Annotated in this window: 21 protein-coding genes; 9 read left to right on the top strand and 12 right to left on the bottom strand. The window is 70.2% G+C overall.

Annotated features, from left to right (window positions below; all coding sequences use genetic code 11):
* The 4 genes from H293_RS0121200 to H293_RS0121185 all read right to left on the bottom strand — a co-directional run.
* Positions 1–245: helix-turn-helix domain-containing protein (locus tag H293_RS0121200; protein ID WP_028808060.1), on the bottom strand; the 245-nt coding region annotated here is incomplete at its 3' end.
* 141 nt (positions 246–386) lie between these two features.
* Positions 387–992: a GNAT family N-acetyltransferase gene (locus tag H293_RS0121195; RefSeq protein ID WP_020119851.1), complete on the bottom strand. Its 606-nt coding sequence runs from the start codon at positions 990–992 to the stop codon at positions 387–389.
* Positions 993–1,160: 168 nt separating this feature from the next.
* A complete protein-coding gene (locus tag H293_RS0121190; protein WP_051138134.1) occupies positions 1,161–2,243 on the bottom strand; it encodes a family 2 encapsulin nanocompartment cargo protein polyprenyl transferase in 1,083 nt (360 codons plus the stop codon).
* Positions 2,244–2,899: 656 nt separating this feature from the next.
* On the bottom strand, positions 2,900–4,306 hold the full coding sequence (locus H293_RS0121185) for a family 2B encapsulin nanocompartment shell protein (RefSeq protein ID WP_020119849.1): 1,407 nt from the start codon (positions 4,304–4,306) through the stop codon (positions 2,900–2,902).
* Positions 4,307–4,619: 313 nt separating this feature from the next.
* Here H293_RS0121185 and H293_RS0121180 point away from each other — a divergent pair, with 313 nt between their 5' ends.
* Positions 4,620–5,210: an N-acetylmuramoyl-L-alanine amidase gene (locus H293_RS0121180; protein ID WP_020119848.1), complete on the top strand. Its 591-nt coding sequence runs from the start codon at positions 4,620–4,622 to the stop codon at positions 5,208–5,210.
* A 22-nt stretch (positions 5,211–5,232) separates the two neighbouring features.
* Positions 5,233–6,126, top strand: a complete 894-nt coding sequence (locus H293_RS0121175; RefSeq protein ID WP_020119847.1) for a 1-aminocyclopropane-1-carboxylate deaminase/D-cysteine desulfhydrase — start codon at positions 5,233–5,235, stop codon at positions 6,124–6,126.
* A gap of 43 nt (positions 6,127–6,169) precedes the next feature.
* Here the strand turns inward: H293_RS0121175 and H293_RS0121170 are convergent, their stop codons facing one another.
* Complete coding sequence (locus H293_RS0121170; RefSeq protein WP_020119846.1) at positions 6,170–7,768, bottom strand: Na+/H+ antiporter; 1,599 nt, start codon at positions 7,766–7,768, stop codon at positions 6,170–6,172.
* Between the two features lie 86 nt (positions 7,769–7,854).
* Here H293_RS0121170 and H293_RS55005 point away from each other — a divergent pair, with 86 nt between their 5' ends.
* The 3 genes from H293_RS55005 to H293_RS0121160 all read left to right on the top strand — a co-directional run bounded on the left by H293_RS55005 (position 7,855) and on the right by H293_RS0121160 (position 9,942).
* The gene (locus tag H293_RS55005; protein ID WP_007384626.1) at positions 7,855–8,115 is read left to right on the top strand and encodes a UBP-type zinc finger domain-containing protein; all 261 of its coding nucleotides are present in this window, start codon (positions 7,855–7,857) and stop codon (positions 8,113–8,115) included.
* 259 nt (positions 8,116–8,374) lie between these two features.
* On the top strand, positions 8,375–8,788 hold the full coding sequence (locus H293_RS0121165) for an ATP-binding protein (RefSeq protein ID WP_004925829.1): 414 nt from the start codon (positions 8,375–8,377) through the stop codon (positions 8,786–8,788).
* A gap of 17 nt (positions 8,789–8,805) precedes the next feature.
* A complete protein-coding gene (locus tag H293_RS0121160; protein WP_020119845.1) occupies positions 8,806–9,942 on the top strand; it encodes an RNA polymerase sigma factor SigF in 1,137 nt (378 codons plus the stop codon).
* Positions 9,943–10,279: 337 nt separating this feature from the next.
* Here H293_RS0121160 and H293_RS0121155 read toward each other — a convergent pair whose 3' ends face one another.
* Positions 10,280–10,729 (bottom strand): hypothetical protein, encoded by a 450-nt coding sequence (locus H293_RS0121155; protein WP_020119844.1) that lies wholly within the window; start codon positions 10,727–10,729, stop codon positions 10,280–10,282.
* A gap of 170 nt (positions 10,730–10,899) precedes the next feature.
* Between H293_RS0121155 and H293_RS0121150 the strand changes: the two genes are divergently transcribed.
* On the top strand, positions 10,900–11,868 hold the full coding sequence (locus H293_RS0121150) for a diacylglycerol/lipid kinase family protein (protein ID WP_020119843.1): 969 nt from the start codon (positions 10,900–10,902) through the stop codon (positions 11,866–11,868).
* A gap of 321 nt (positions 11,869–12,189) precedes the next feature.
* On the top strand, positions 12,190–12,447 hold the full coding sequence (locus tag H293_RS0121145) for a WhiB family transcriptional regulator (protein ID WP_006142322.1): 258 nt from the start codon (positions 12,190–12,192) through the stop codon (positions 12,445–12,447).
* A gap of 213 nt (positions 12,448–12,660) precedes the next feature.
* Here the strand turns inward: H293_RS0121145 and H293_RS0121140 are convergent, their stop codons facing one another.
* Both H293_RS0121140 and H293_RS0121135 read right to left on the bottom strand, forming a co-directional pair.
* Positions 12,661–14,136: a sensor histidine kinase gene (locus tag H293_RS0121140; protein ID WP_020119842.1), complete on the bottom strand. Its 1,476-nt coding sequence runs from the start codon at positions 14,134–14,136 to the stop codon at positions 12,661–12,663.
* A 377-nt stretch (positions 14,137–14,513) separates the two neighbouring features.
* Positions 14,514–15,155 carry a TetR/AcrR family transcriptional regulator gene (locus H293_RS0121135; protein WP_020119841.1) on the bottom strand — a complete coding sequence of 214 codons (642 nt, stop codon included), beginning with the start codon at positions 15,153–15,155 and terminating at the stop codon, positions 14,514–14,516.
* A gap of 93 nt (positions 15,156–15,248) precedes the next feature.
* Here H293_RS0121135 and H293_RS0121130 point away from each other — a divergent pair, with 93 nt between their 5' ends.
* A complete protein-coding gene (locus H293_RS0121130) occupies positions 15,249–16,001 on the top strand; it encodes an SDR family oxidoreductase (protein ID WP_020119840.1) in 753 nt (250 codons plus the stop codon).
* A gap of 267 nt (positions 16,002–16,268) precedes the next feature.
* Complete coding sequence (gene nagB, locus H293_RS0121125) at positions 16,269–17,054, top strand: glucosamine-6-phosphate deaminase (RefSeq protein WP_020119839.1); 786 nt, start codon at positions 16,269–16,271, stop codon at positions 17,052–17,054.
* An 86-nt stretch (positions 17,055–17,140) separates the two neighbouring features.
* Here nagB and H293_RS0121120 read toward each other — a convergent pair whose 3' ends face one another.
* The 4 genes from H293_RS0121120 to H293_RS0121105 form a co-directional block, all read right to left on the bottom strand.
* A complete protein-coding gene (locus H293_RS0121120; protein ID WP_020119838.1) occupies positions 17,141–18,625 on the bottom strand; it encodes a glycoside hydrolase family 3 protein in 1,485 nt (494 codons plus the stop codon).
* A gap of 8 nt (positions 18,626–18,633) precedes the next feature.
* Entirely contained in the window at positions 18,634–19,476 is an 843-nt protein-coding gene (locus H293_RS0121115) for a carbohydrate ABC transporter permease (protein ID WP_020119837.1), read from the bottom strand.
* Positions 19,473–20,453, bottom strand: a complete 981-nt coding sequence (locus tag H293_RS0121110; protein WP_020119836.1) for a carbohydrate ABC transporter permease — start codon at positions 20,451–20,453, stop codon at positions 19,473–19,475. Before H293_RS0121110 ends, H293_RS0121115 begins: the two co-directional genes overlap by 4 nt.
* Before the next feature lie 149 nt (positions 20,454–20,602).
* The gene (locus tag H293_RS0121105; protein WP_020119835.1) at positions 20,603–21,886 is read right to left on the bottom strand and encodes an extracellular solute-binding protein; all 1,284 of its coding nucleotides are present in this window, start codon (positions 21,884–21,886) and stop codon (positions 20,603–20,605) included.
* Positions 21,887–21,919: the final 33 nt, after the last annotated feature.

The following is a 21,919-nucleotide window of genomic DNA, read 5'->3' as shown; positions in this document are numbered from 1 at the left end:
CCTTTGTACTTCGGGTAGAGCGAGTCGAAGCCGTCGGTGTTGAAGTTGTGGATCACGTCCCGGATCCGGTCCGGACTGGTGAACGTCACCTCGGCGATCTTCGCCACGGGCATGCCCTGCGCCGATAACAGCACCATCTGGGCCCGCCGCCAGGTCACCACGGAACCGGTGCCTCTGCGGATGATCCGCAGCAACCTCCTGCCCTCGTCATCATCGATCTCCCGAATCCGTACTCGTTCAGCCACGCGAGCATTCTCGCCGTCCAATGTTGCCCAGCGCAGCAACCGGGCGACACATCACCACGGGGCGAACGTTGCTTGATGCGGCACTAGTCGGCGGCACCGCGCTGCGAGCTGGGCGACGCCCCGCTCAGCGCGGCTCCCCGCCTATCGCGAGGCGCGCGGCTCGCGCCACATCGGCCACATCAGGGGCCCGTCGGGCAGTTCGAGCGGCCGCTCCACCAACTCGAACCCGAGCCGCTCGTACAGCCCCCGGCTCCGCGCACTGCTCGCCTCCAGATACGCCGGCACCCCGTCCCGGTCGCACCGCTCCAGAACCGAGCCCATGAGCGCGGTCCCGAGTCCCTCCCCCTGGTGCCCGGGGTCCACGCCGATCATCCACAGGTACTCATGGGCCCGCCCGGACGGATGCACCCCGGCCGTGAGCCGTCCGATCAGCTCGATGCGCTCATTGCCCGGATCGAGAGCCTCGCGCAGGGCCGCGAACTCGTCCTCGCCGTCGTGCTCGTCGCCCCCGTCCGCCGGCACCGGCAGCCACAACGCGCAGGCGGTCCCCTCCTCCGTGACGTCCACCCGCCCCTCGGCCAGCACGATGTCCACGAACGCGGCCATCAACCGGGGATGCGTCGTACGGCGGTACTCCTCTCCCGGAAAGATCCACCCACTGACCGGATCGTCCTGGAAGGCCGCGTCCAGCAGCCGCGTCACCAGTTCGCGATCGCTTCCGCCGGCCGTCCGTATCGCCACGCCCATGCCCCGCCCCTTCAACTCAACCACCGTCGGCCACAAGGGCGTTGAGAATATCCGGTAAGCATGCGGAAGCGGGCCCCGCACACCGTGGGGATGTGCGGGACCCGTCGGCCGGAACACGCGGGGGCCGCGCGGGGTCAGGACCGCGCGGTGCCGGGCGCTCCGGGGTCCTCAGGCGCTGCGCCGCGTCACGAACTCCGCGAGCGAGAGCAGGCCGCCCGCCGCCTCCGGATCGGGCACCGCACGGGACAGCTGCCCCATCGCCCGGGCCATCCGGTCGGCCGCCTGCGCCTGCGCCCAGTCGCGACCGCCGGCCTCCTCGACGGCGAGGGCCGTACGCGCCAGGTCCTCCTCGGCGTACGGCGCCGCGTACAGCTCGGCCAGTTCCGTGGCCGCCGCCGTGCCGGAGGTGAGCGCGGCGACCACCGGGAGGGACTTCTTGCGGGCGGCGAGGTCCGCGCCGGCCGGTTTGCCGGTGTGGCCCGGGTCGCCCCATATCCCGATCACGTCGTCGATGAGCTGGAAGGCGAGGCCCGCCTCCCGGCCGAACGCGTCCAGCGCCCCGACGTCCTCGGCGGACGCGCCCGCGTACAGCGCGCCGAGCGCGCAGGCACACCCGAGCAGCGCGCCCGTCTTGGCCTCCGCCATCACGAGCACCTGGTCGAGGGTGACCTCACCGGGGCCGAGCGCCTGCATGGCGGTGTCCTCGTGCTGGCCCTCACACAGCTCGACGACACAGGCCGCGAGCCGGGCCGCCGCCGGTGCCGCGGCGGGGTGCGGGTCCTCGGCCAGCAGCCGGAGTGCCAGCGCCTGGAGGGCGTCCCCGGCGAGGATCGCGTCGGCGTCGCCGAACACGGTCCACGCGGTGGGGCGGTGCCTCCGGGTGGTGTCGCGGTCCATCACGTCGTCGTGCAGCAGCGTGAAGTTGTGGACCAGCTCCACGGCCACGGCCGCTCGGACGGCCGCCGCCCGCGCCCGCTCCCCGCCGAGAGCGGCGGCCGCGGTGAGGACGAGCGCGGGCCGAATCGCCTTGCCCGCGTTGCCCGCCGCCTGGGTGCCGTCGGCCTGTTCCCAGCCGAAGTGGTAGAGCGCGACCCTGCGCAGGGAACCGGGCAGCGACTCCAGCGCGGCCCGCAGCTCGGGATCGACCGACGCCCGTACCCGCTCCAGGATCACCGCGGCCTCGTGACCATCGACTGCGTGCGTCTCCGGCCGGGCGTCGGACCCTTGACGTGGAGGCGCTTCGGGCGGCACGTCGGGCCCGTGACGTGGAGGCGCTGCGGGCGGCACGTCGGGCTCGTGACGTGGAGGCGCTTCGGGCGGCACCTCGGGCCCGTGACGTGGAGGCGCTGCGGACGCCACCTCGGGCCCGTAGAGCGGGCAGGCCTCGGAGGGCGGGCCGGACCCTTGCAACGGCAGGGGCTCGGAGGGCGGGTCGGCTCCGTGGAGCAGCTGTGCCTCGGACTGCGCGTCGGTCTCACGGGGCGGCAGCGCCTCGCACCCCGTGTCGGCCCCGTGGAGCGGCCGTGTCCCGGACCGCGCGTCGGTCCCGTGAAGCGGGCTCGCCTCGGCCCGGTCGAGTCGGCCCCTCTCCCCCGCCGGCGGCCCGACCCCGGGACGCTCGGCGGCCGGCGACTCCATCCCCCCGGTGGCCGGCGCCCGCACGTCCGTCCCTTCTGTCACCAGCGCCTGCGTGCCCGTCGTGCACTCGGCCATGGAACCCCCCTCGGTCAGTCCGCGGCCGGTTGCGCTTGCGCTGGGTGCGGGCGCGCTCCTCCGGGGTGTCTCCCCTCCGGAGGCCGGCCGGAGTGCCCCCACCCCGGTGTTCGACGGGGGTCCCCCCGCCCCGCTGTTCGACCGGGGCCTACCCGCCCCGGTGGCCGGGGACACGGCCCCCCGGCGCGGAAACGTCACCTCCAGCGACCGATCTCGACGTTCTCCAGGACTCCGAGCGCGTCCGGCACCATCACGGCCGCCGAGTAGTAGGCCGTCACCAGGTACTTGATGATCGACTGTTCGTTGATGCCCATGAACCGCACCGACAGGCTCGGCTCGATCTCGTCCGGGATACCGGCCTGCTGGAGGCCGATGACGCCCTGGTCTGCCTCACCGGTACGCATGGCGATGATCGAGGTGGTCCGCTCCGGGGTGACCGGGATCTTGTTGCACGGATAGATCGGCACCCCGCGCCAGGTGGGGATGCGGTTGCCGCCCACGTCGATGGTCTCGGGGACCAGCCCGCGCTTGTTGAGCTCACGGCCGATCGCGGAGATCGCGCGCGGGTGGGCCAGCAGCAGCTTGGTGCCCCGGCGGCGGCTGAGCAGCTCGTCGAGGTCGTCGGGGCTGGGCACACCGTCGTGCGGCTGGAGTCGCTGGTCGTACTCGCAGTTGTTCAGCAGCCCGAACTCGCGGTTGTTGACGAGCTCGTGCTCCTGGCGCTCCTTGAGTGCCTCGACGGTCAGCCGGATCTGCTGTTCCGTCTGGTTCATCGGCTGGTTGTAGAGGTCGGCGACCCGGGTGTGGATGCGCAGAACGGTCTGGGCGATGCTCAGTTCGTACTCGCGGGGCCGGGCGTCGTAGTCGACGAAGGTGTGCGGGATGTCGGGTTCGCCGTCGTGGCCCGCCGCGAGGTCGATCTCCTTCTCGCCGTACTTGTTGGTGCGCTGCGAGGGGATCGCGCGCTGCTCCCTGAGGTGCTCGCGCAGGGCTTCGGCACGCTCCGCCACCTGGTCGACCTCTTGGCGGGGCAGCACCAGGACCGTGCAGGCGGTGGCCGCGCGGGCGGTGTACTCCCAGATGGCGTCCGGGTCGAGGAGCGCCTGGTCGCCGAAGTAGGCGCCATCGGCGAGGACTCCGAGGACCGCGTCGTCGCCGTAGGGGCCGGTCCCGACCTTCTCCACCCTGCCGTGCGCCAGCAGGTACACCTCGTCGGCCTGGGCGCCGAACGAGGCGATCACCGAACCCTGGGTGAACTCCCGCTGCTGGCAGCGCTGGGCGAGCTCGGAGAGCACGTCGTCCTCTTCGTACGACCTGAGCGCCGGCAGCTCGCGCAGCTCGGCGGGGATCACCTCGACCCGGTCCCCGGTCTTCACGAAGGTCACCCGGCCGTCGCCCACGGCGTAGCTCAGGCGGCGGTTCACCCGGTACGTACCACCCTGGACGTTCACCCAGGGCAGCGTGCGCAGCAGCCAGCGGGAGCTGATCTCCTGCATCTGGGGTGCGGACTTGGTGGTGGTGGCCAGGTTCCGCGCGGCCGCTGTGCCGAGGCTCTGCTGCGGCCGGTCCTGCTCGGTGCGGACCTCTTCGCCTACCGACATAAGGAATTGCCCTCCCGGTACATGCCCGGACGCGCTCTACGCCCGGGCATCGATGTGCAAGAGCAAGCCTTCCTCACGGAACGTGCCGGTGCTATTACACGAAAGAGGGGGAATGGATCATTGCGCGGCTGGGCATATGCGCTCTTCCTATCCGCTGACGCCCGGTCAATTCCGCTGTCATGAACGGAATTTGACTGTCCGAATCGGTTCGCACGCGGTGCGAACCAGGAGTCGGATTCCGCCTCTTTCGGTACAAGCACCTGTAGGGGCCGGCCGCGGTCGGCGGCCGGCACGCAGCACGAAGGAGGGAGCCATGGCCTCACCCATGTCCGCAGGCAGATTCCTGGGCGTCCTGCGGGCGGAGGGCGCCACCATCGTCGAGGTCGGCGACTGGGAGCACCACAACCGCAACCACGTCGGCGCCTGGGGACCGGTGCACGGCGTGATGATCCACCACACGGTGACCAGGGGCAGCGCGGCGACGGTCGAGCTGTGCCGCAAGGGCTACACCGACCTGCCGGGCCCCCTGTGCCACGGCGTCATCACCAAGGACGGCACCGTCCATCTCGTCGGCTACGGCCGCGCCAACCACGCCGGCCTCGGCGACGACGACGTCCTGCGCGCGGTGATCGCGGAGAAGGCGCTTCCTGCCGACAACGAGGCCAACACCGACGGCAACCGCCACTTCTACGGCTTCGAGTGCGAGAACCTCGGCGACGGCGACGACCCCTGGCCGGCCGCCCAGCTGAAGGCGATCGAGCGGGTCTCCGCGGCGGTGTGCCGCTACCACGGCTGGACGGAACGGTCGGTCATCGGCCACCTGGAGTGGCAGCCGGGCAAGGTGGATCCGCGGGGCTTCACGATGTCCTGGCTGCGGGGCCGGATCCGGGAGCGCCTGAACTGACCGCGCAGGTCACAATGGGGGCGTGACCGGCCTCGACACCCTGCGCCCCCGCCTCCCCTCGCCCCTGCAGGAGCTGTCGGACCCCCGCTTCGCCCGGCACGGCCTGCGCCTTCTCCTCAAGCGCGACGACCTGATCCACCCCGAGCTCATCGGCAACAAGTGGCGCAAACTCGCGCCGAACCTCGCCGCGGCCGCCGGCCGTACGGTCGTCACCTTCGGCGGCGCGTACTCCAACCACCTGCGCGCCACAGCGGCCGCCGGACGGCTCCTCGGCCTGCCCACGGTCGGTGTGGTCCGCGGTGAGGAACTCGCCGACCGCCCCTTGAACCCCTCCCTCGCCCGGTGCGCGGCCGACGGCATGCGCCTGCACTTCGTCGACCGGTCCACGTACCGCCGCAAGACCGAACCGGACACCCTCACGCGCGTGCTGCGCGCGGCCCGGGCCGAGGACACGTACGTCGTCCCGGAGGGCGGCAGCAACTCGCCCGCCGTACGAGGATGCCGCGCACTCGGCGAGGAGCTGTCCGGGCAGGCCGACGTGGTCGCGATCGCCTGTGGCACCGGAGGCACCCTGGCGGGCCTCGCGGCCGGACTGGCCCCGGGCATGCGCTGCCTGGGCGTTCCGGTCCTCAAGGGCGGCTTCCTGAGCGCCGACATAGAGTCCCTGCAACGCCGCGCCTTCGGTTCCCGATGCGGTGACTGGACGCTCGACGACCGCTTCCACTTCGGCGGCTACGCGCGCACGACGCCCGAACTGAACGCCTTCGCCGAGGACTTCGAGCACCGCCACGGCCTGCCCGTGGAACGTCTTTATGTCGCCAAGTTGCTGTACGGACTTGTCGCCCTCGCCGAGGAGGACGCTTTCGCGCGCGGGACGACCGTCGCGGCGGTCGTCACGGGCCGCCCCTTCCCCTGAGCCGGCCCGCCCTCCCCCGGACGCCCGCACCCCGGCTCCGGCCTCACTCGGCCGCCTCCCGATAGGCCGCCGCCTCCTCCAGGTCCAGTCTGCGCAGCAGGGTGCGCAGCATCTCGTCGTCGATGTACCGCAGGTCCCGCAGCTTCACGAACACCGCGCGCTCGGCGCCGATCATCTCCCCGGACAGCCGCCGATACGTGTCGTCGACGGTTTCGCCGGTCACCGGGTTCACCGCTCCCAGGCGTTCCCACACGGCGTTGCGGCGGCGGTCCAGGACCGTGCGCAGACGGTCGGCGAGGGGCGGTGGCAGGGCGTTGCGCTCGTCGGCGAGGAGTTCGTCCAGGCGCTGTTCGGCGGCTCGCGAGGCCTGCGCCTGGGCGTTGGCCTCGGCGAGGGTCTCGGCCTGCTGGTCGCGGCCGGGGAGCTTCAGCAACCGGATCAGCGGGGGCAGGGTGACGCCCTGGACGACGAGGGTCCCGATGACCGTCGTGAAGGTCAGGAAGAGGATCAGGTTGCGGCCCGGGAAGGGCTCGCCGTTGTGCAGGTGCTCCGGGATCGAGAAGGCGATCGCCAGCGAGACCACGCCCCGCATCCCGGCCCAGGCGATGACGAAGGGCCCCTTCCAGGTGGGGTTGTCCTCACGCTCGCGGATCCGCGCGGACAGCATGCGCGGCAGGAAGGTCGCCGGATAGACCCACACGAACCTCGACACGACGACCACGAGGAAGACCGCGATCGCGTACCAGACGGCGCTGCCGCCCTCGTACTCCCCGAGGCCCTTCAGCACGACGGGCAGTTGCAACCCGATGAGGGCGAACACCGACGACTCCAGGACGAAGGCGACCATTTTCCAGACGGCGTCCTCCTGGAGGCGCGTCGCGAAATCGACCTCCCACGCGCGGTGTCCGAGGAAGAGGGCCACCACGACCACCGCGAGCACCCCGGACGCGTGGAACTGCTCGGCCGCCGCGTAGGCGACGAACGGGATCAGCAGGGAGAGCGTGTTCTGGAGCAGGGGCTCCTTGAGGTGCGTGCGCAGCCAGTGGATCGGCACCATGAGCACCAGGCCGACCGCGACCCCGCCGACCGCCGCGAGCAGGAACTCGCCGATGCCGCCCGCCCAGGTGGCGCCCTCGCCGACCGCGGCCGCGAGCGCGACCCGGTAGGCGGTGATCGCGGTCGCGTCGTTCACCAGGGACTCACCCTGGAGGATGGTCGTGATCCGGGAGGGCAGCCCCACGCGGCGTGCCACCGCCGTCGCCGCGACCGCGTCCGGCGGCGCCACCACCGCGCCCAGCACGAGCGCCCCGGTCAGCGAGAGGCCCGGCACGATCCGGTACGCCGCCCAGCCGACGACGAGGGTCGCGAAGAGCACGTATCCCACCGACAGCAGCGCCACGGGCCGCAGCTGCGCCCTGAGGTCGAGATAGGAGCTGTCGGTGGCCGCGGAGTGCAGCAGCGGGGGCAGGATGATGGGCAGGACCACGTCCGGGTCGAGCGTGTACTCGGGGACGCCGGGAACGTACGAGACCAGCAGGCCGACCGCGACCAGCAGCAGCGGCGCCGGAACAGGGGTGCGCCGGGCGGCCGCGGCGATCGCCGCGCTCCCCGCCACCAGCAACAGCAGTGGCATCACGTCCATGGCCCTCGCCCGCCCTCGCTCATCGTCGTGCGCCCCGCCCTCTTTTTCCGCGCGGCCGCCCACGCGGCCGTCGTAACCTGGCAATCATGAAACAGTGCACGCACGCCGACGCGCTGCCGCACCCGGAGCCCGAGCCGCTCAGCGAGACGTGCCCGGAGTGTCTGAGGGACGGTACCCACCCCGTACAACTGCGCCTGTGCCTGTCCTGTGGTCACGTCGGCTGCTGCGACTCCTCACCGGGACAACATGCGACGAAGCACCACAAGGACTCCGACCACCCGGTCATGCGGACCCATGAACCGGGCGAGAACTGGCGTTGGTGCTTCGTGGACCATGTCCTTGTGTGACCCTGGACCCTCGGGTTCCAGGACGGTTCGACCGTCTGACGTCTGGGTACGTCAACCCGGCGCGCGTTCTTCCCAATTGGAGCCGCAAACCCCTAGACACGGAGCGTGTCCACAGTTTTACTGTGAGTGACGGCAGGGGTTGGGGTCCCGGGGACAGGAAAGTCGAGAGCGCGGTAGCGTCACCGCTGAACCACACGTCGCGTTACTCCGGGGGGCGACCCTCGGCCCCCGTAAAGTTTGTACCACCTTGGAGGTGAGGGTGTCCCAGATCGCAGGCGAGCCCGCGACCCAGGACTTCGTGGAAGTCCGGCTGCCGGCCGCGGGTGCCTACCTGTCGGTACTGCGGACGGCCACGGCCGGCCTCGCAGCCCGTTTGGACTTCACCCTCGACGAGATCGAGGACCTGCGCATCGCGGTGGACGAGGCCTGCGCGATCCTGCTCCAGCAGGCCGTGCCCGGCTCGGTGCTCAGCTGTGTCTTCCGCCTCGTCGACGACTCGCTGGAGGTCACCGTCTCGGCCCCCACCACGGACGGTCACGCACCGTCACGGGACACCTTCGCCTGGACCGTCCTCTCGGCCCTCGCGGGCAAGGTCTCGTCGGCCGTGGACGAGGACAAGACCGTTTCGATCAGCCTCTACAAACAGCGCGGCGCGGGACCCGGGCCGGCGTGAGGAACGGGGACGGGCCGGTGCGGGACGAAGAGCGCGGCACACGGGAGCTGCCGGCCGAGGGCGGACACCGTCCTCCCTGCCCGAGCGGCGTCGACGGCCTGGGCGACGACGGCCCCGGCGGTTCCCGCCACATGGCGGACGGCATCCCCGAGCAGGCCCGGCCGCATCCGGAGGAAGACGTCGTCGACACGACGGCGACCGGGTTGCTGGACGACGGGCAGCGTGATCGGAAAGGTGCCGTGCAGGGTGCGCCTCCGGCAGGGCGGGCCGGGATCCTCCCGGTGCCGACGGAGGCGAGGGCTCGTGGAAGGGCGACGGGCGGGACGATGAGCGAGCACGAGCGAAACGCAGAGGACGGCGCGGCGGGCGCGAACAACACGCCGGTCCCACGGCACGATCCACAGGACCGCAGCGGGGCGCGCGCCCTGTTCATCGAGCTGCGCGCCCTGAAGGACGGCAGCCCTGAGTACGCGGAGCTGCGCAACCAGCTGGTCCGGATGCACCTGCCGCTCGTCGAGCACCTCGCCCGCCGCTTCCGCAACCGCGGCGAGCCGCTGGACGACCTGACCCAGGTCGCCACCATCGGCCTGATCAAGTCGGTCGACCGCTTCGACCCCGACCGCGGGGTGGAGTTCTCGACCTACGCGACTCCCACGGTCGTCGGCGAGATCAAGCGCCACTTCCGTGACAAGGGCTGGGCGGTCCGGGTGCCCCGGCGCCTTCAGGAACTGCGCCTGTCCTTGACGACGGCCACGGCGGAGCTCTCCCAGCAGCACGGCCGCTCCCCCACGGTCCACGAGCTGGCCGAGAAGCTGGCCATCTCGGAGGAGGAGGTCCTGGAGGGCCTGGAGTCCGCCAACGCGTACTCCACGCTGTCCCTGGACGTCCCCGACACGGACGACGAGTCCCCGGCGGTGGCGGACACCCTCGGCGCGGAGGACGAGGCGCTGGAGGGCGTGGAGTACCGGGAGTCACTCAAGCCGCTGCTCGAGGACCTCCCCCCGCGCGAGAAGCGAATCCTTCTCCTCCGCTTCTTCGGCAACATGACCCAGTCGCAGATCGCGCAGGAGGTCGGCATCTCCCAGATGCACGTCTCCCGACTGCTGGCCCGCACCCTGGCCCAGCTCCGGGAGAAGCTGCTGGTGGAGGAGTAGCCCTCCGGCCCGGTAGACGCGGTCGGCGCCCGGCACCGGTGCGCCACGGAGCAGGCGGACAAGCTCGCCGTCGGTAGCAGGCCTCATTCCGCGGACAGGCCGGCGATCGTCGACCGCGCCTCAGGGTCCCGGGCCACCGGGGCCCACCGGATTTTTGGGCCCCACGGCTTGACGGCCCTACGGCCACCACCCGCCCCGCCCCGCGCGGCTGCGGCACGGCTGGCCGCACTCGGGATCAGCGACCACGCGCGTTCACCGAAACCGCGCTCGGCGCCAGGCGCTCAGGTCGTACGGGCCCGCCCGGCGGGCCCCGGCCACCGACCGCCCCGCTCCACGGCTACTGCTCGCCGTCCTGCGCCCGTCCCGGCCCCCGGATTCCGAGTGCCTGGGTCGTCGACGGGTTGATCAGGAGGATCAGCGCGGCCACCGCGACGACCGCGAGGGCGATGCCCGCCGGGATCGCCACGCTGTCGGCCTGGAGGAGGTTGTAGGCGACGGGCAGGGCCATGATCTGGGTGATGACCGCCGGCCCCCGGCTCCAGCTGCGCCGGCCGAGCAGCCCACGTGCGGCGAGCAGCGGCAGCAGCGCGAGGACGATGAGCGTGACGCCCCCGGTGACGGCCGACTGCCGGTCGTCCGGGTCTCCGGCCAGGCCCTCCACGAGCATCCAGACGCCTCCCACGACGAGCGCGAGCCCTTCCAGGGCGGCCAGGGCGGCGGCGTACGTCAGGCGCCGCGGGCGCGGACCGGCGGTCTCGGGGGCGACGGGGGTCTGCTCACTGCTCACCCCTGAAGGGTAGCCCTCGCCCCCGAAGCGCCCGCGGGTGAGGCGCGGGCAACGCACACCGCCGCGCGCGGGTTGCTCCACGCCCCCGTGGCAAGGTTCACGTACCGAAGTCTTACGTGATCCCTACCTCGAACTGTGCCCGGTACCACCCAGTAGGTACGCTGCAACCCATGCGTGCACTTCTCGTGGTCAATCCGGCGGCAACCACCACAAGCGCACGTACGCGCGATGTCCTGATCCACGCGCTCGCGAGCGAGATGAAACTGGAAGCGGTCACCACCGAGTACCGCGGCCACGCACGTGACCTGGGCCGGCAGGCGGCGGAGAGCAAGGACATCGACCTGGTCGTGGCCCTGGGCGGCGACGGCACGGTCAACGAGGTCGTCAACGGCCTCCTGCACGCCGGCCCCGCCCCCGAGCACCTGCCCGGTCTCGCCGTGGTTCCCGGCGGATCCACCAACGTCTTCGCCCGCGCCCTCGGTCTGCCCAACGACGCCGTCGAGGCGACCGGCGCGCTCCTGGACGCGCTGCGCGAGGGCAGCGAGCGCACGGTCGGCCTGGGTCTGGCCTCCGGCACACCCGGCACCGAGGACGAGGCCGTGCCGGGACGCTGGTTCACCTTCAACGCGGGGCTCGGATTCGACGCCGGTGTGGTCGGCCGGGTCGAGCAGCAGCGCGAGCGCGGCAGGAAATCCACACACGCTCTCTACGTCCGCCAGGCCCTGCGCCAGTTCTTCGGCGAGGCGCACCGCCGGCACGGGACGATCACCGTGGAGCGTCCGGATGCGGAGCCGGTGACCGATCTGGTGCTTTCCATAGTCTCGAACACCTCTCCGTGGACCTTCCTGGGCAATCACCCGATGTACGCGTCGCCTAAGGCCTCGTTCGATAAAGGCCTCGACGTACTCGGTCTCAGCCGTATGACGACGACCGCGATCGCCCGATATGGCACCCAGTTGCTCACTTCGTCCCCCGAACGCGGCCCCCATGGCAAGCACGCAGTGTCCTTGCACGACCTGGACCGCTTCACCTTGCATTCGAAGGTGCCCCTGCCCCTCCAGATGGACGGCGACCACCTGGGGCTGCGTACGAGCGTGACGTTCACAGGCGTACGCCGTGCACTGCGTGTGATTGTGTGAGCAGAAGGGGCTAAAGTCCTTTCACTCGAACGTTTAGGCCAGGGTCCACCCCATGGAAGTACGGCTGTGACCTAGTCGACACCGAGGAATCAAAAAAAACTTTCCGGAAGGGGTTGTATCCGCCGCTGAGGTTTGCGAGTCTCTACGTGGCGGTCGGGACAGCCCGCAACACCAGCGTCCACAGACCACCGGAACCCCTCTTCAATCCACAGGACCACGCCGGGGAAGACTCGGCGATCGGCCCTTCACTTGTTGAGGGATTCGTGAAAGCGTTCACATTCACAAGCAACTTGCACGTAATACCAAGGAGAGGTAGCAGCCATGGACTGGCGTCACAACGCCGTTTGCCGCGAGGAAGACCCCGAGCTCTTCTTCCCCATCGGCAACACCGGTCCTGCGCTGCTGCAGATCGAGGAAGCCAAGGCCGTCTGCCGTCGCTGCCCCGTTATGGATCAGTGTCTGCAGTGGGCGCTCGAGTCCGGTCAGGACTCCGGCGTCTGGGGTGGTCTCAGCGAGGACGAGCGTCGCGCCATGAAGCGCCGTGCCGCCCGCAACCGGGCCCGTCAGGCTTCTGCCTGACATACCCACCCCGCAAAACAGCCTGAGCTTGGCGGCGCGTACACCGCGTACGCTTCTCCCGCCCCGAGCCGCAGCGCGCAGTACCCCCGATGCGCAGCACAAAGCTGGCAACGAGCATTTGAGCCCCGGACCCCTGAACGGTCCGGGGCTTTTTGCTGTGCCCGACCCATGTCGCGACCTGTGTCCCAGTCCGCGCCCCGCCCGTGCGCGGACCTACTTGTGCGCCTGCACCGGTACGTCCAGGATCACCCGGGTGCCGCCCTCCGGCGCCCGGACCATGTCGAACGAACCGCCCAACTCGCCTTCCACCAGCGTCCGTACGATCTGCAGGCCCAGGTTGCCCCCGGTGTGCGGGTCGAAGCCCTCGGGCAGACCGACGCCGTCGTCCTGGACGGTGACGAGGAGACGGGCCTCCTTGGTGGTGCCGCCACGTACGGCCGAAACCTCGACCGTGCCGGTCTCGCCCTCGCGGAAGCCGTGCTCCAGCGCGTTCTGGAGGATTTCCGTGAGGACCATGGACAGCGGGGTGGCGACCTCGGCGTCCAGGATGCCGAAGCGTCCGCTGCGCCGGCCGGTGACCTTGCCCGGCGAGATCTCGGCGACCATGGCGAGCACCCGGTCGGCGATCTCGTCGAACTCCACGCGCTCGTCCAGGTTCTGAGACAGCGTCTCGTGCACGATCGCGATCGAGCCGACCCGCCGTACCGCCTCTTCGAGAGCCTCCCGGCCGCGGTCGGACTCGATGCGCCGGGCCTGGAGGCGGAGCAGGGCCGCCACCGTCTGGAGGTTGTTCTTCACCCGGTGGTGGATCTCCCGGATGGTCGCGTCCTTGGTGATCAACTCGCGCTCGCGGCGGCGCAGTTCGGTCACGTCCCGTAGCAGGACGAGCGAACCGATGCGCGTGCCCTTGGGCTTGAGCGGGATCGCCCGGAACTGGATGACCCCGTCGTGTGCCTCGATCTCGAACTCACGGGGTGCCCACCCGCTGGCCACCTTGGCGAGCGCCTCGTCCACCGGGCCGCGGGTCGGGGCGAGTTCGGCGGTGGTCCTGCCGAGGTGCTGGCCGACGAGGTCGGAGGCGAGGCCCATGCGGTGGTAGGCGGACAGGGCGTTCGGGGAGGCGTACTGGACGATGCCGTCCGCGTCGAGGCGGATCAGGCCGTCGCCGACGCGCGGGGCCGCGTCCATGTCCATCTGCTGATTGGGGAACGGGAAGGAGCCGGCCGCGATCATCTGCGCCAGGTCGGACGCGCTCTGCAGATAGGTCAGTTCGAGCCGGCTCGGGGTGCGGACGGTCAGCAGGTTGGTGTTGCGGGCGATGACACCGAGGACGCGCCCCTCCCGTCGTACCGGGATCGACTCGACGCGGACCGGGACCTCCTCGCGCCACTCCGGGTCGCCCTCGCGCACGATCCGGCCCTCGTCGTGCGCCGCGTCCAGCAGCGGGCGGCGGCCGCGGGGGACGAGGTGGCCGACCATGTCGTCCTGGTAGGAGGTGGGGCCGGTGTTGGGCCGCATCTGGGCGACGGAGACATAGCGGGTGCCGTCGCGGGTGGGGACCCACAGGACGAGATCGGCGAAGGAGAGGTCGGAGAGCAGCTGCCACTCCGAGACCAGCAGATGAAGCCACTCGAGGTCGGAGTCGTCGAGGGCGGTGTGCTGGCGGACCAGTTCGTTCATGGAGGGCACGGGTGCGAGCGTACCTGGGGGTATGTGAGTGACCTAAAAACACCGTGCGCCGACGGGTTCCGGGCCCGGGAACACCCGCGGGCCGCGGCGCCTGGGAAGGACCCTCAACCTTCCCGGCACCGCAGCCCGGAGCAATATCGGCCGTGGGGTGTGCGGTCCCGGTCGGCCGAGATGAGGATCCGGGGCAGTCAGGGCAGAGAGCTCCGGTTCCTCGGTCCGCCTTCCTGTGCGGGGAAGACGGAGGTCACGCGTTCAATTGTGGACTAGACCACTAGGTGTGTCCATGCGGTGGAGCCTGTTTGTTGTTGGAGCTTTCCCTCACTGGAGTCACCTAGTCGGACGCCCTACAACCTCCACGCAGCCTAACGCGTGTGGGTTCATGTGCGGGGCCAGATGGCCAGGGCAATTTCCGCGACGGCCTCCAAGTCCTGTCGGCTCGCGCCGTCGCGCGCCTGTTGGGACATGCCCTGGATCACCGCCCCGACGTACCGGGCCAGCGCGGCGGCGTCGGTCCCGGCCGGCAGCTCCCCCGCCGCGATGTCCGCCCTGATACGGCTTTCGAGGGCGGCGATGTTGGCGTTGCGGCGCCCGCGCAGCGACTCCTCGACCTCCGGGGTGGAGCAGTTGGTGGCGGCGTGGATGACGAGGCAGCCGTGCGGATGGCCGGGGGCCGTGTACGCGACGGCGGCCTCCCGCAGCATCCGCTCCACGGCGGCCCGGGCGGTGGACTCCTCGGCGAGCGCGCGGTCACCGAAGGAGCCGTACCGGACCCCGTACTCCCTGACGACCTCCTCGAACAGCGAGCGCTTGTCGCCGAAGGCCGCATAGAGGCTGGGCGCCCCGATGTCCATGACGCGGGTGAGGTCGGAGACGGACGTGGCCTCGTATCCGTGCTCCCAGAAGGCCAGGATCGCCTTCTCCAGGGCGGTCTCGCGATCGAAGGACCGCGGGCGTCCGCGGGGCTTCGCTCTCCTGACCCCAGGCTCTACCTGCGTTTTCGTCTCCTCGCTGCCCACCATGGAGTGAATTGTATAGCGGGTACTAGAGAAAGGCCGTGGAGACCCTGTACGGTTTTTTCTGTATCGACCGCTAGAGAAATAAGGGGCGACGGCATGGGCGTGCTCACGGGCAGGACGGCTCTGGTGACGGGGGCGAGCAGGGGCATCGGGCGGGGCATCGCCGAGCGCCTCGGACGGGATGGCGCACGGGTGGCGGTGCACTACGGCAGGAGTGCGGCGGCGGCGAAGGAGACGGTCGTCGCGATCGAGGTGGCCGGCGGCTCCGCCTTCACGATCGGGGCGGACCTGGGGACACCCGGAGCCGTCGACGCTCTCTGGGAAGAGTTCGACCGCCACGCGGACGGGCTGGACATCCTGGTGAACAACGCGGGAATCGGCTCCTCACGCCCGATCGAGGAGATCGACGAGAGTGAGTACGACCGGCTCTTCACGGTCAATGTGAAGGCGCCGTTCTTCCTGGTCAAGCAGGGGTCGATACGTCTGCGGGACGGCGGCCGCGTCATCAACATCTCGTCGGGACTCGCCCGCACGGCCGCCATGCCGCACAACATGGCCTACGCCATGACGAAGGGCGCGCTGGACGTGTTCTCCCGGGATCTGTCCAAGATCCTGGGCGCCCGGGGCATCAGGGTGAACTCGGTGGCACCCGGCCTGGTCGACACCGACAACACCGCCGTGTTTCTGCACGGCAGCGAGGACGGCTGGGCGCAGGCGGAGGCCTACTCGGCGCTGGGGCGGGTGGGGACCCCGGCCGAGGTCGCGGACGTGGTGGCGTTCCTCGCCTCGGACGAGGGGCGATGGGTGACCGGGAGCTGGGTGGACGCCACAGGGGGGTCGATGCCGTGAGCCACCCGGCGGGCTGGGCTCGTGCGTCTCCGTCTCCGTCTCCATCACCTTCGCCGGGGCGGGCGGTGCGTCCGGGTCCCGACCGCGGATGATGGTGACGTGGCAGTCCTTGAGGAGGCGCCCTGACGGCCTCGGGGACCTGGGCCGCAGGACCCGATTCTGTTAGATTGGTCTAAACCACATGGGCCGTACCGGGGTCCGGTCGAGCCCTCTCTGTTCAGACCGTTGCTACAGATCAGACCCTTCCCTCAGATCGGCAGGCCCAGCGTGGAAGTTGTCATCGTTCCGGACGCCAAGGCGGGTGGCGAGCTCATCGCCGAGGCCATGGCCCAGCTGCTCCGGCGCAAGCCCGACGCCCTCCTCGGCGTGGCCACCGGTTCCACCCCACTGCCGATCTACGAGGCCCTGGCGGCGAAGGTGCGGTCCGGTGCCGTGGACGCCTCGCGGGCGCGGATAGCCCAGCTCGACGAGTACGTGGGGCTGCCGGCCGAGCATCCGGAGTCCTACCGTTCGGTGCTGCGGCGCGAGGTGCTGGAGCCGCTGGGGATACCGATGGCCTCCTTCATGGGGCCGGACGGGACGGCTCAGGACATCATCGGTGCGTGTCAGGCGTACGACTCGGCGCTGGCCGCAGCCGGGGGCGTGGATCTGCAGCTGCTCGGGATCGGGACGGACGGGCACATCGGGTTCAACGAGCCGTGTTCGTCGCTGGCCTCGCGGACCCGGATCAAGACGCTGACCGAGCAGACGCGGGTGGACAACGCGCGGTTCTTCGAGGGGGACATCTCGCAGGTGCCGCACCATGTGATCACCCAGGGGATCGGGACGATTCTCGAGGCCCGGCACCTGGTGCTGCTCGCGACGGGTGAGGGGAAGGCGGACGCGGTGGCGGCGACGGTGGAGGGGCCGGTCGCCGCGGTGTGTCCCGCGTCGGCGCTTCAGCTGCATCCGCATGCGACGGTGGTCGTGGATGAGGGGGCCGCCTCGAAGTTGAAGCTGGCGGACTACTTCCGGCACACGTTTGTGAACAAGCCTGACTGGCAGGGGATTTAGGGACGGGGACCCGTCTGCCGGGTTCGAAGACAGGTGCCGGTCCCCTCGAAGGGAACCGGCACCTGTCCTGTCCTGTCCTTAAGGACCTACTCCCCCGCGATGACCTCCGCCGCCGCCCTGCCGCACACCCTTGCCGCGCCGTGGGTCGCGATGTGCAGGGCTCCTCGGACGGGGGCCTGAGGGAGGCCCATTTCGATCACGATCGTGTCGGGGCGGGTGCGGAGGACGGTGTCCAGGGCCGCCCCCATCCAGGGGTGGCGGTGTTCGTCGCGGACCACGGCCACGATCCGGCGGGGGCCGGCCGCGGCCAGGGTGGCCATGCCCGCGTCCTCTCCGGTGAAGCTGCCCGTTTCCGTACCGGGGAGCAGGCGGGCGAGTTCGGCGGCGACGCCCCAGGGCGTCTCGTCGCCGACGGCCACGTTGGCGACCGGAGTGAAGGCGGCCACGTAGGGCGCCTTGGTGAGGGGGGTGAAGCCGTCGGCGCCGGTGATGTGCAACGCCCTTCGGGCCGCGCGCAGTCCCACCTCCTCGTCGGCCGGCAGTTGCGTGTCGGCTGCGCCGGCGGCCGTCCAGTGGGCCAGCGTGCGGACGCGTTCCGCCGCTTCCGCGAGCCGCTCCTCGGGGAGGTCGCCCGAGCGGACCGCCGAGACCAGGGCGTCGCGCAGGCGCCGTACCGTCTCGTCGTCGGCCAGGCCGCCGCCCACGCAGATCGCGTCGGCGCCGGCGGCGACGGCCAGGACGCTGCCGCGTTCGATGCCGTAGGTGCCGGAGATGGCCTGCATCTCCATGCCGTCGGTGACGATGAGGCCGGTGTAGCCGAGTTCGCGGCGCAGGAGGTCGGTCAGCACCTTGTGGGACAGGGTGGCCGGGAGGTCCGGGTCCAGGGCGGGGACCATGATGTGGGCGGTCATCACCGCGCGGGTGCCGGCGGCGATGGCCGCGCGGAAGGGCCGCAGTTCCCGCTCCAGGAGGACCGACTCGTCCACGTCGATGCGTGGCAGCGCGTCGTGGGAGTCGATCGCGGTGTCGCCGTGACCCGGGAAGTGCTTGGTGCAGGCCGCGACACCCGCCGACTGCAGGCCGGTGACGTAGGCCGCCGTGTGCCGGGCGGCCAGCTCGGGGGCGGCGCCGAAGGAGCGGACGCCGATCACCGGGTTGGACGGGTTGGAGTTCACGTCGGCCGACGGGGCCCAGTTGAGGTTGACCCCGCAGGCCGCGAGACGGCGGCCGAGTTCCGCGGCCACCGCGTGCGTCAGTTCCACGTCGTCCACCGCGCCGAGGGCGTGGTTGCCGGGGAAGGACGAGCCGGTGCCCACCTCCAGGCGGGTCACGTCACCGCCCTCCTCGTCGATGGCGACCAGGACGTCGTCGCGTTCGGCGCGCAACTGGGCGGTCAGGGCGGCCAGTTGTTCCGGGGAGGTGATGTTGCGGCCGAACAGGCCGACCGAGGCGAGGCCCTCGCCGAGGCGGCGCAGCAGCCAGTCGGGGGCGGTGGTGCCGGTGAAGCCGGGCTGGAGGACGGTGAGGGCGTCCCGCGTGAGGGTGTCGGTGCCGCTGGCGAATGTCGTCATCGGGGGCGTTATCCCTTCACGGCGCCCGCGGTGAGACCCGCGGCCATCTTGCGTTGGACGAGGAGGAAGAGGACCACGATCGGCACGGCCATCATGGTGGAACCGGCCATCATCGGGGCGTATTCGGTGCCGTGTTTGGTGGTGAAGTTGCCGAGCCAGACGGTCGCGGTCTGGTTCTTCTGGCTGAGCAGCATGAGGGCGTAGAGGTACTCGTTCCAGGCCTGGACGAAGGCGTAGACCGAGGTGGCGACCATGCCGGGAGCCAGCAGCGGGAAGACCACCCGCAGGAAGGCGCCCGTGGGCGAGCAGCCGTCGACCATCGCCGCCTCCTCCAGCTCCTTCGGGATGTTGACGATGAAGCCGCGCAGCGTCCACACCGTGAAGGGGAGGATGAAGGTCAGGTAGGTGATGATCAGACCCGACAGCTTGTCGTACTGGTCGAGGTCGTTCAGCAGCAGGAAGACCGGGATGATCATCGCGATCAGGGGGATCATCTGGACCGCGAGGATGCCAACGATCACGACCTTGCGGCCGCGGAAGGCGAAGCGGGAGATGGCGAGGGCGGCCAGGGTGCCGACCGCGATGCCGATCGCCACGACCGAGAGGGAGACGATCAGGCTGCGGCCGACCGGGCCCCAGAAGTCGGCGATGTCCAGCGCGCGGCTGAAGTTGCCCAGCGTCAGTCCCGTCGGCAGCAGGCTCGGGTCCGGGTCGATGGCGTCCTTCGCCGGTTTGAACGCCGTGTTCAGCATCCAGTAGACGGGGAATCCGGCGGTGGCGAAGACGAGGAGACCGAGGAGGTTCCAGCCGGCCTTCGACCTCCGGCGCCCCGCGGGAGCAAGCGTGCTCATTCGACCTCTCCGATCTTCAGCATCTGGCGCATGTACACGGCGACCACTCCCAGCAGCAGAAGCACGGTGATGAGGGCGATCGCCGAGCCCTGCCCGTAGTCGTTGACCACGAACGCGCGGTCGTACGAATACGTCGGCAGGATCTGGAACTCCGGCTCCGGGTGGCCGCCCCGCATGACGAACACCTGGGGGAAGACGCCCATGTCCCAGATGACCGAGAGGGTTGTGAGCATCACGATGATCGGCTTGAGGATCGGCAGGGTGACGTGCCGGAAAACGCCCCAGGCGCCCGCGCCGTCGAGGCGGGCGGCCTCCTCCAACTCGGCGGGGACCTGGGTGAGTCCGGCGCTGAGGGTGATCACGACGAAGGGCACCGCGCCCCAGACCACGAGCAGCATGATCACGGCCAGGCCCTGGGGCCCGCTGGCGAACCAGTTGTGGCCGATCATCTCGACCCCGGGCAGCTTGCTGAGCAGCGCGTTGAGGATGCCGTAGTCCGCGTCGAACAGCCACTTGAAGACGGTGGTGGCGACGATGATCGGCATGCCCCAGCTGGCCACCAGCGCGATGTTGACGAGGGTCTTCACCCAGCCGGAGACCCGTTGGAGCAGCAGCGCGATCAGCATTCCGGCGACCATCGTGAAGATGACGCAGCCGGCCGCGAAGACGATCGTCCGGACGACGACCGTCCAGAACTCGCCGTCACCGAGGACGGCGGTGAAGTTGTCGAAGCCGATCCAGTCGGCGGGCAGGAAGCCCCACAGCTGGGACTGCCCGAACTTCTGGAAGGACAGGGTGACCAGGCGGACCAGTGGATAGCCCATGACCAGGCCGAGGATGAGCAGGCAGGGCGCGAGCAGCAGCCACGGGGTGGCGCCGGACCCCCGCCTTCTGCGGGGCGTCGGCGGGGCGGATGGCGGTGGTACCGACATCAGCGGCGGCACCTCGGTGGGGGTGGTGGTGTCTGCGGCACTCATCGCGTGCTCCTCAGCGGTCCCTCTGGTCGTACGAAACCGACGTCGCATGGGTCGTACGAAGGCGAAGCCCGCACGGCGTACGGGAACGAAGCCCGCACGGCCGTACGGGAGGCAGGGCCCCGCCGTTCTCAACGGGGCCCTGCCTCAGGTCACTTGTTGTTGATGACCTTGTCGATCGCGGCGTCCGCCTCCTTGGCGGCGTCCTCGACCGACTTCTTGCCGGTGCCGATGCTCTGCAGCATGTTCTGCAGGACCTGCGCCTTCTCGACCTGACCCCAGCCGGGCGCCATGGGGACGAACCAGTTGGCCTCGGCCGCGGTGGCCGGGACCGCGGTCGCCGGGTCGTTCTTCAGGGTGGCGAGGTCGGTCTTGTTGTTGGGCAGGTTGCCCTTGGCCATCAGGCCCTTCTGACCGGAGGGACCGGTGAAGGCGTTGATCCACTCGGCGGCGACGGCCTGCGCCTTCGACTTCACCGGCACGGCGAGGTCCGAACCGCCCAGGAACACGGGCAGGTTCTTGCCGGACGGACCCGGCATCACGAAGTTCTCGAGGCTGTCCTTGAGCTTGCCGGTCTTGTCGTTCTTCGGGTCGGCGGAGGTCGCGCCCTCCCAGGCCGCGCCGAAGATCATGCCGGACTTGCCCTGGCCGTAGACGATGTAGCGGTCGGACTCGTCCTTGGTCTTGTCGCCGTGCATGTACTTGTCGACGACGTTCTTGAACGCGGTGAGGCCCTTGACGGACTCGGGCGAGGAGAGGTTGCCCTTCCACTGGCCGCCCGACTCGACCGCGATGGAGCCGCCGGCGTCGTAGACGAAGGACATGGCCGCGTACCAGTCACGGGTGGGCTGGTACCAGGCGGAGAACTTGTCGCCCTCCTTCTTCTGGACCTTGTCCAGGGCGGCGGTGAGCTCCGCGTAGGTCTTCGGGGTGGACTTGACGCCGACCGAGGCGAAGACGTCCTTGCGCCAGTTGCCGACGCGGCCGCCGGCGTAGTACGGGACGCCGTAGGTCTTGCCGTCGTAGGTCACCGAGGCCTTGAGGCCGTCGAGCCAGGCGGACGAGTTGGTGAACTTCGAGGTGTCCAGGGGAGCGAAGGCGCCCTTGACCATGTAGCCCAGCATCTCGGTGTTGCCCATCTCGACCACGTCGGGGGCCTTGTCGGTGGCGAGGACCGCGTCGAGCTTGGTGTTCTTGTCGGGCCAGCCGTAGTACTCGTGGTTGATCTTGATGCCGGGGTGCTTCTTCTGGACCGCCGCGTCCGCGGCCTTCACCAGCTCGGGCCAGTTGTTCTGGGCGTCGACGGTGAGCCAGACGGTCAGCTCCTTGGCGTCCGTGCCGCTGTTGTCCGAACTTCCGCTGTCGCTGCCCCCACACGCCGCGACGGTGACCACCATGCCCGCGATACCGATCGCGGCTATCAGCTTGCGCTTCACGCCACCCTCCTCAGGGATGCCCACACCTCCCGC

The organism is Streptomyces canus 299MFChir4.1 (genome assembly GCF_000383615.1).
GTDB lineage: Bacteria > Actinomycetota > Actinomycetes > Streptomycetales > Streptomycetaceae > Streptomyces > Streptomyces canus_C.
This window is presented reverse-complemented; position numbering and strand designations above follow the sequence as displayed.

Excerpts from the sequence above, each read along its gene's own strand:
- H293_RS0121145 (WP_006142322.1), top strand. The coding sequence starts at position 12,190 with ATGGACTGGCGTCACAACGCCGTTTGCCGCGAGGAAGACCCCGAGCTC.
- H293_RS0121195 (WP_020119851.1), bottom strand. The coding sequence starts at position 992 with ATGGGCGTGGCGATACGGACGGCCGGCGGAAGCGATCGCGAACTGGTG.
- H293_RS0121150 (WP_020119843.1), top strand. The coding sequence starts at position 10,900 with ATGCGTGCACTTCTCGTGGTCAATCCGGCGGCAACCACCACAAGCGCA.
- H293_RS0121135 (WP_020119841.1), bottom strand. The coding sequence starts at position 15,155 with ATGGTGGGCAGCGAGGAGACGAAAACGCAGGTAGAGCCTGGGGTCAGG.
- H293_RS0121115 (WP_020119837.1), bottom strand. The coding sequence starts at position 19,476 with ATGAGCACGCTTGCTCCCGCGGGGCGCCGGAGGTCGAAGGCCGGCTGG.
- H293_RS0121180 (WP_020119848.1), top strand. The coding sequence starts at position 4,620 with ATGGCCTCACCCATGTCCGCAGGCAGATTCCTGGGCGTCCTGCGGGCG.
- H293_RS0121185 (WP_020119849.1), bottom strand. The coding sequence starts at position 4,306 with ATGTCGGTAGGCGAAGAGGTCCGCACCGAGCAGGACCGGCCGCAGCAG.
- H293_RS0121170 (WP_020119846.1), bottom strand. The coding sequence starts at position 7,768 with ATGGACGTGATGCCACTGCTGTTGCTGGTGGCGGGGAGCGCGGCGATC.
- H293_RS0121120 (WP_020119838.1), bottom strand. The coding sequence starts at position 18,625 with ATGACGACATTCGCCAGCGGCACCGACACCCTCACGCGGGACGCCCTC.
- H293_RS0121110 (WP_020119836.1), bottom strand. The coding sequence starts at position 20,453 with ATGAGTGCCGCAGACACCACCACCCCCACCGAGGTGCCGCCGCTGATG.
- H293_RS55005 (WP_007384626.1), top strand. The coding sequence starts at position 7,855 with ATGAAACAGTGCACGCACGCCGACGCGCTGCCGCACCCGGAGCCCGAG.
- H293_RS0121130 (WP_020119840.1), top strand. The coding sequence starts at position 15,249 with ATGGGCGTGCTCACGGGCAGGACGGCTCTGGTGACGGGGGCGAGCAGG.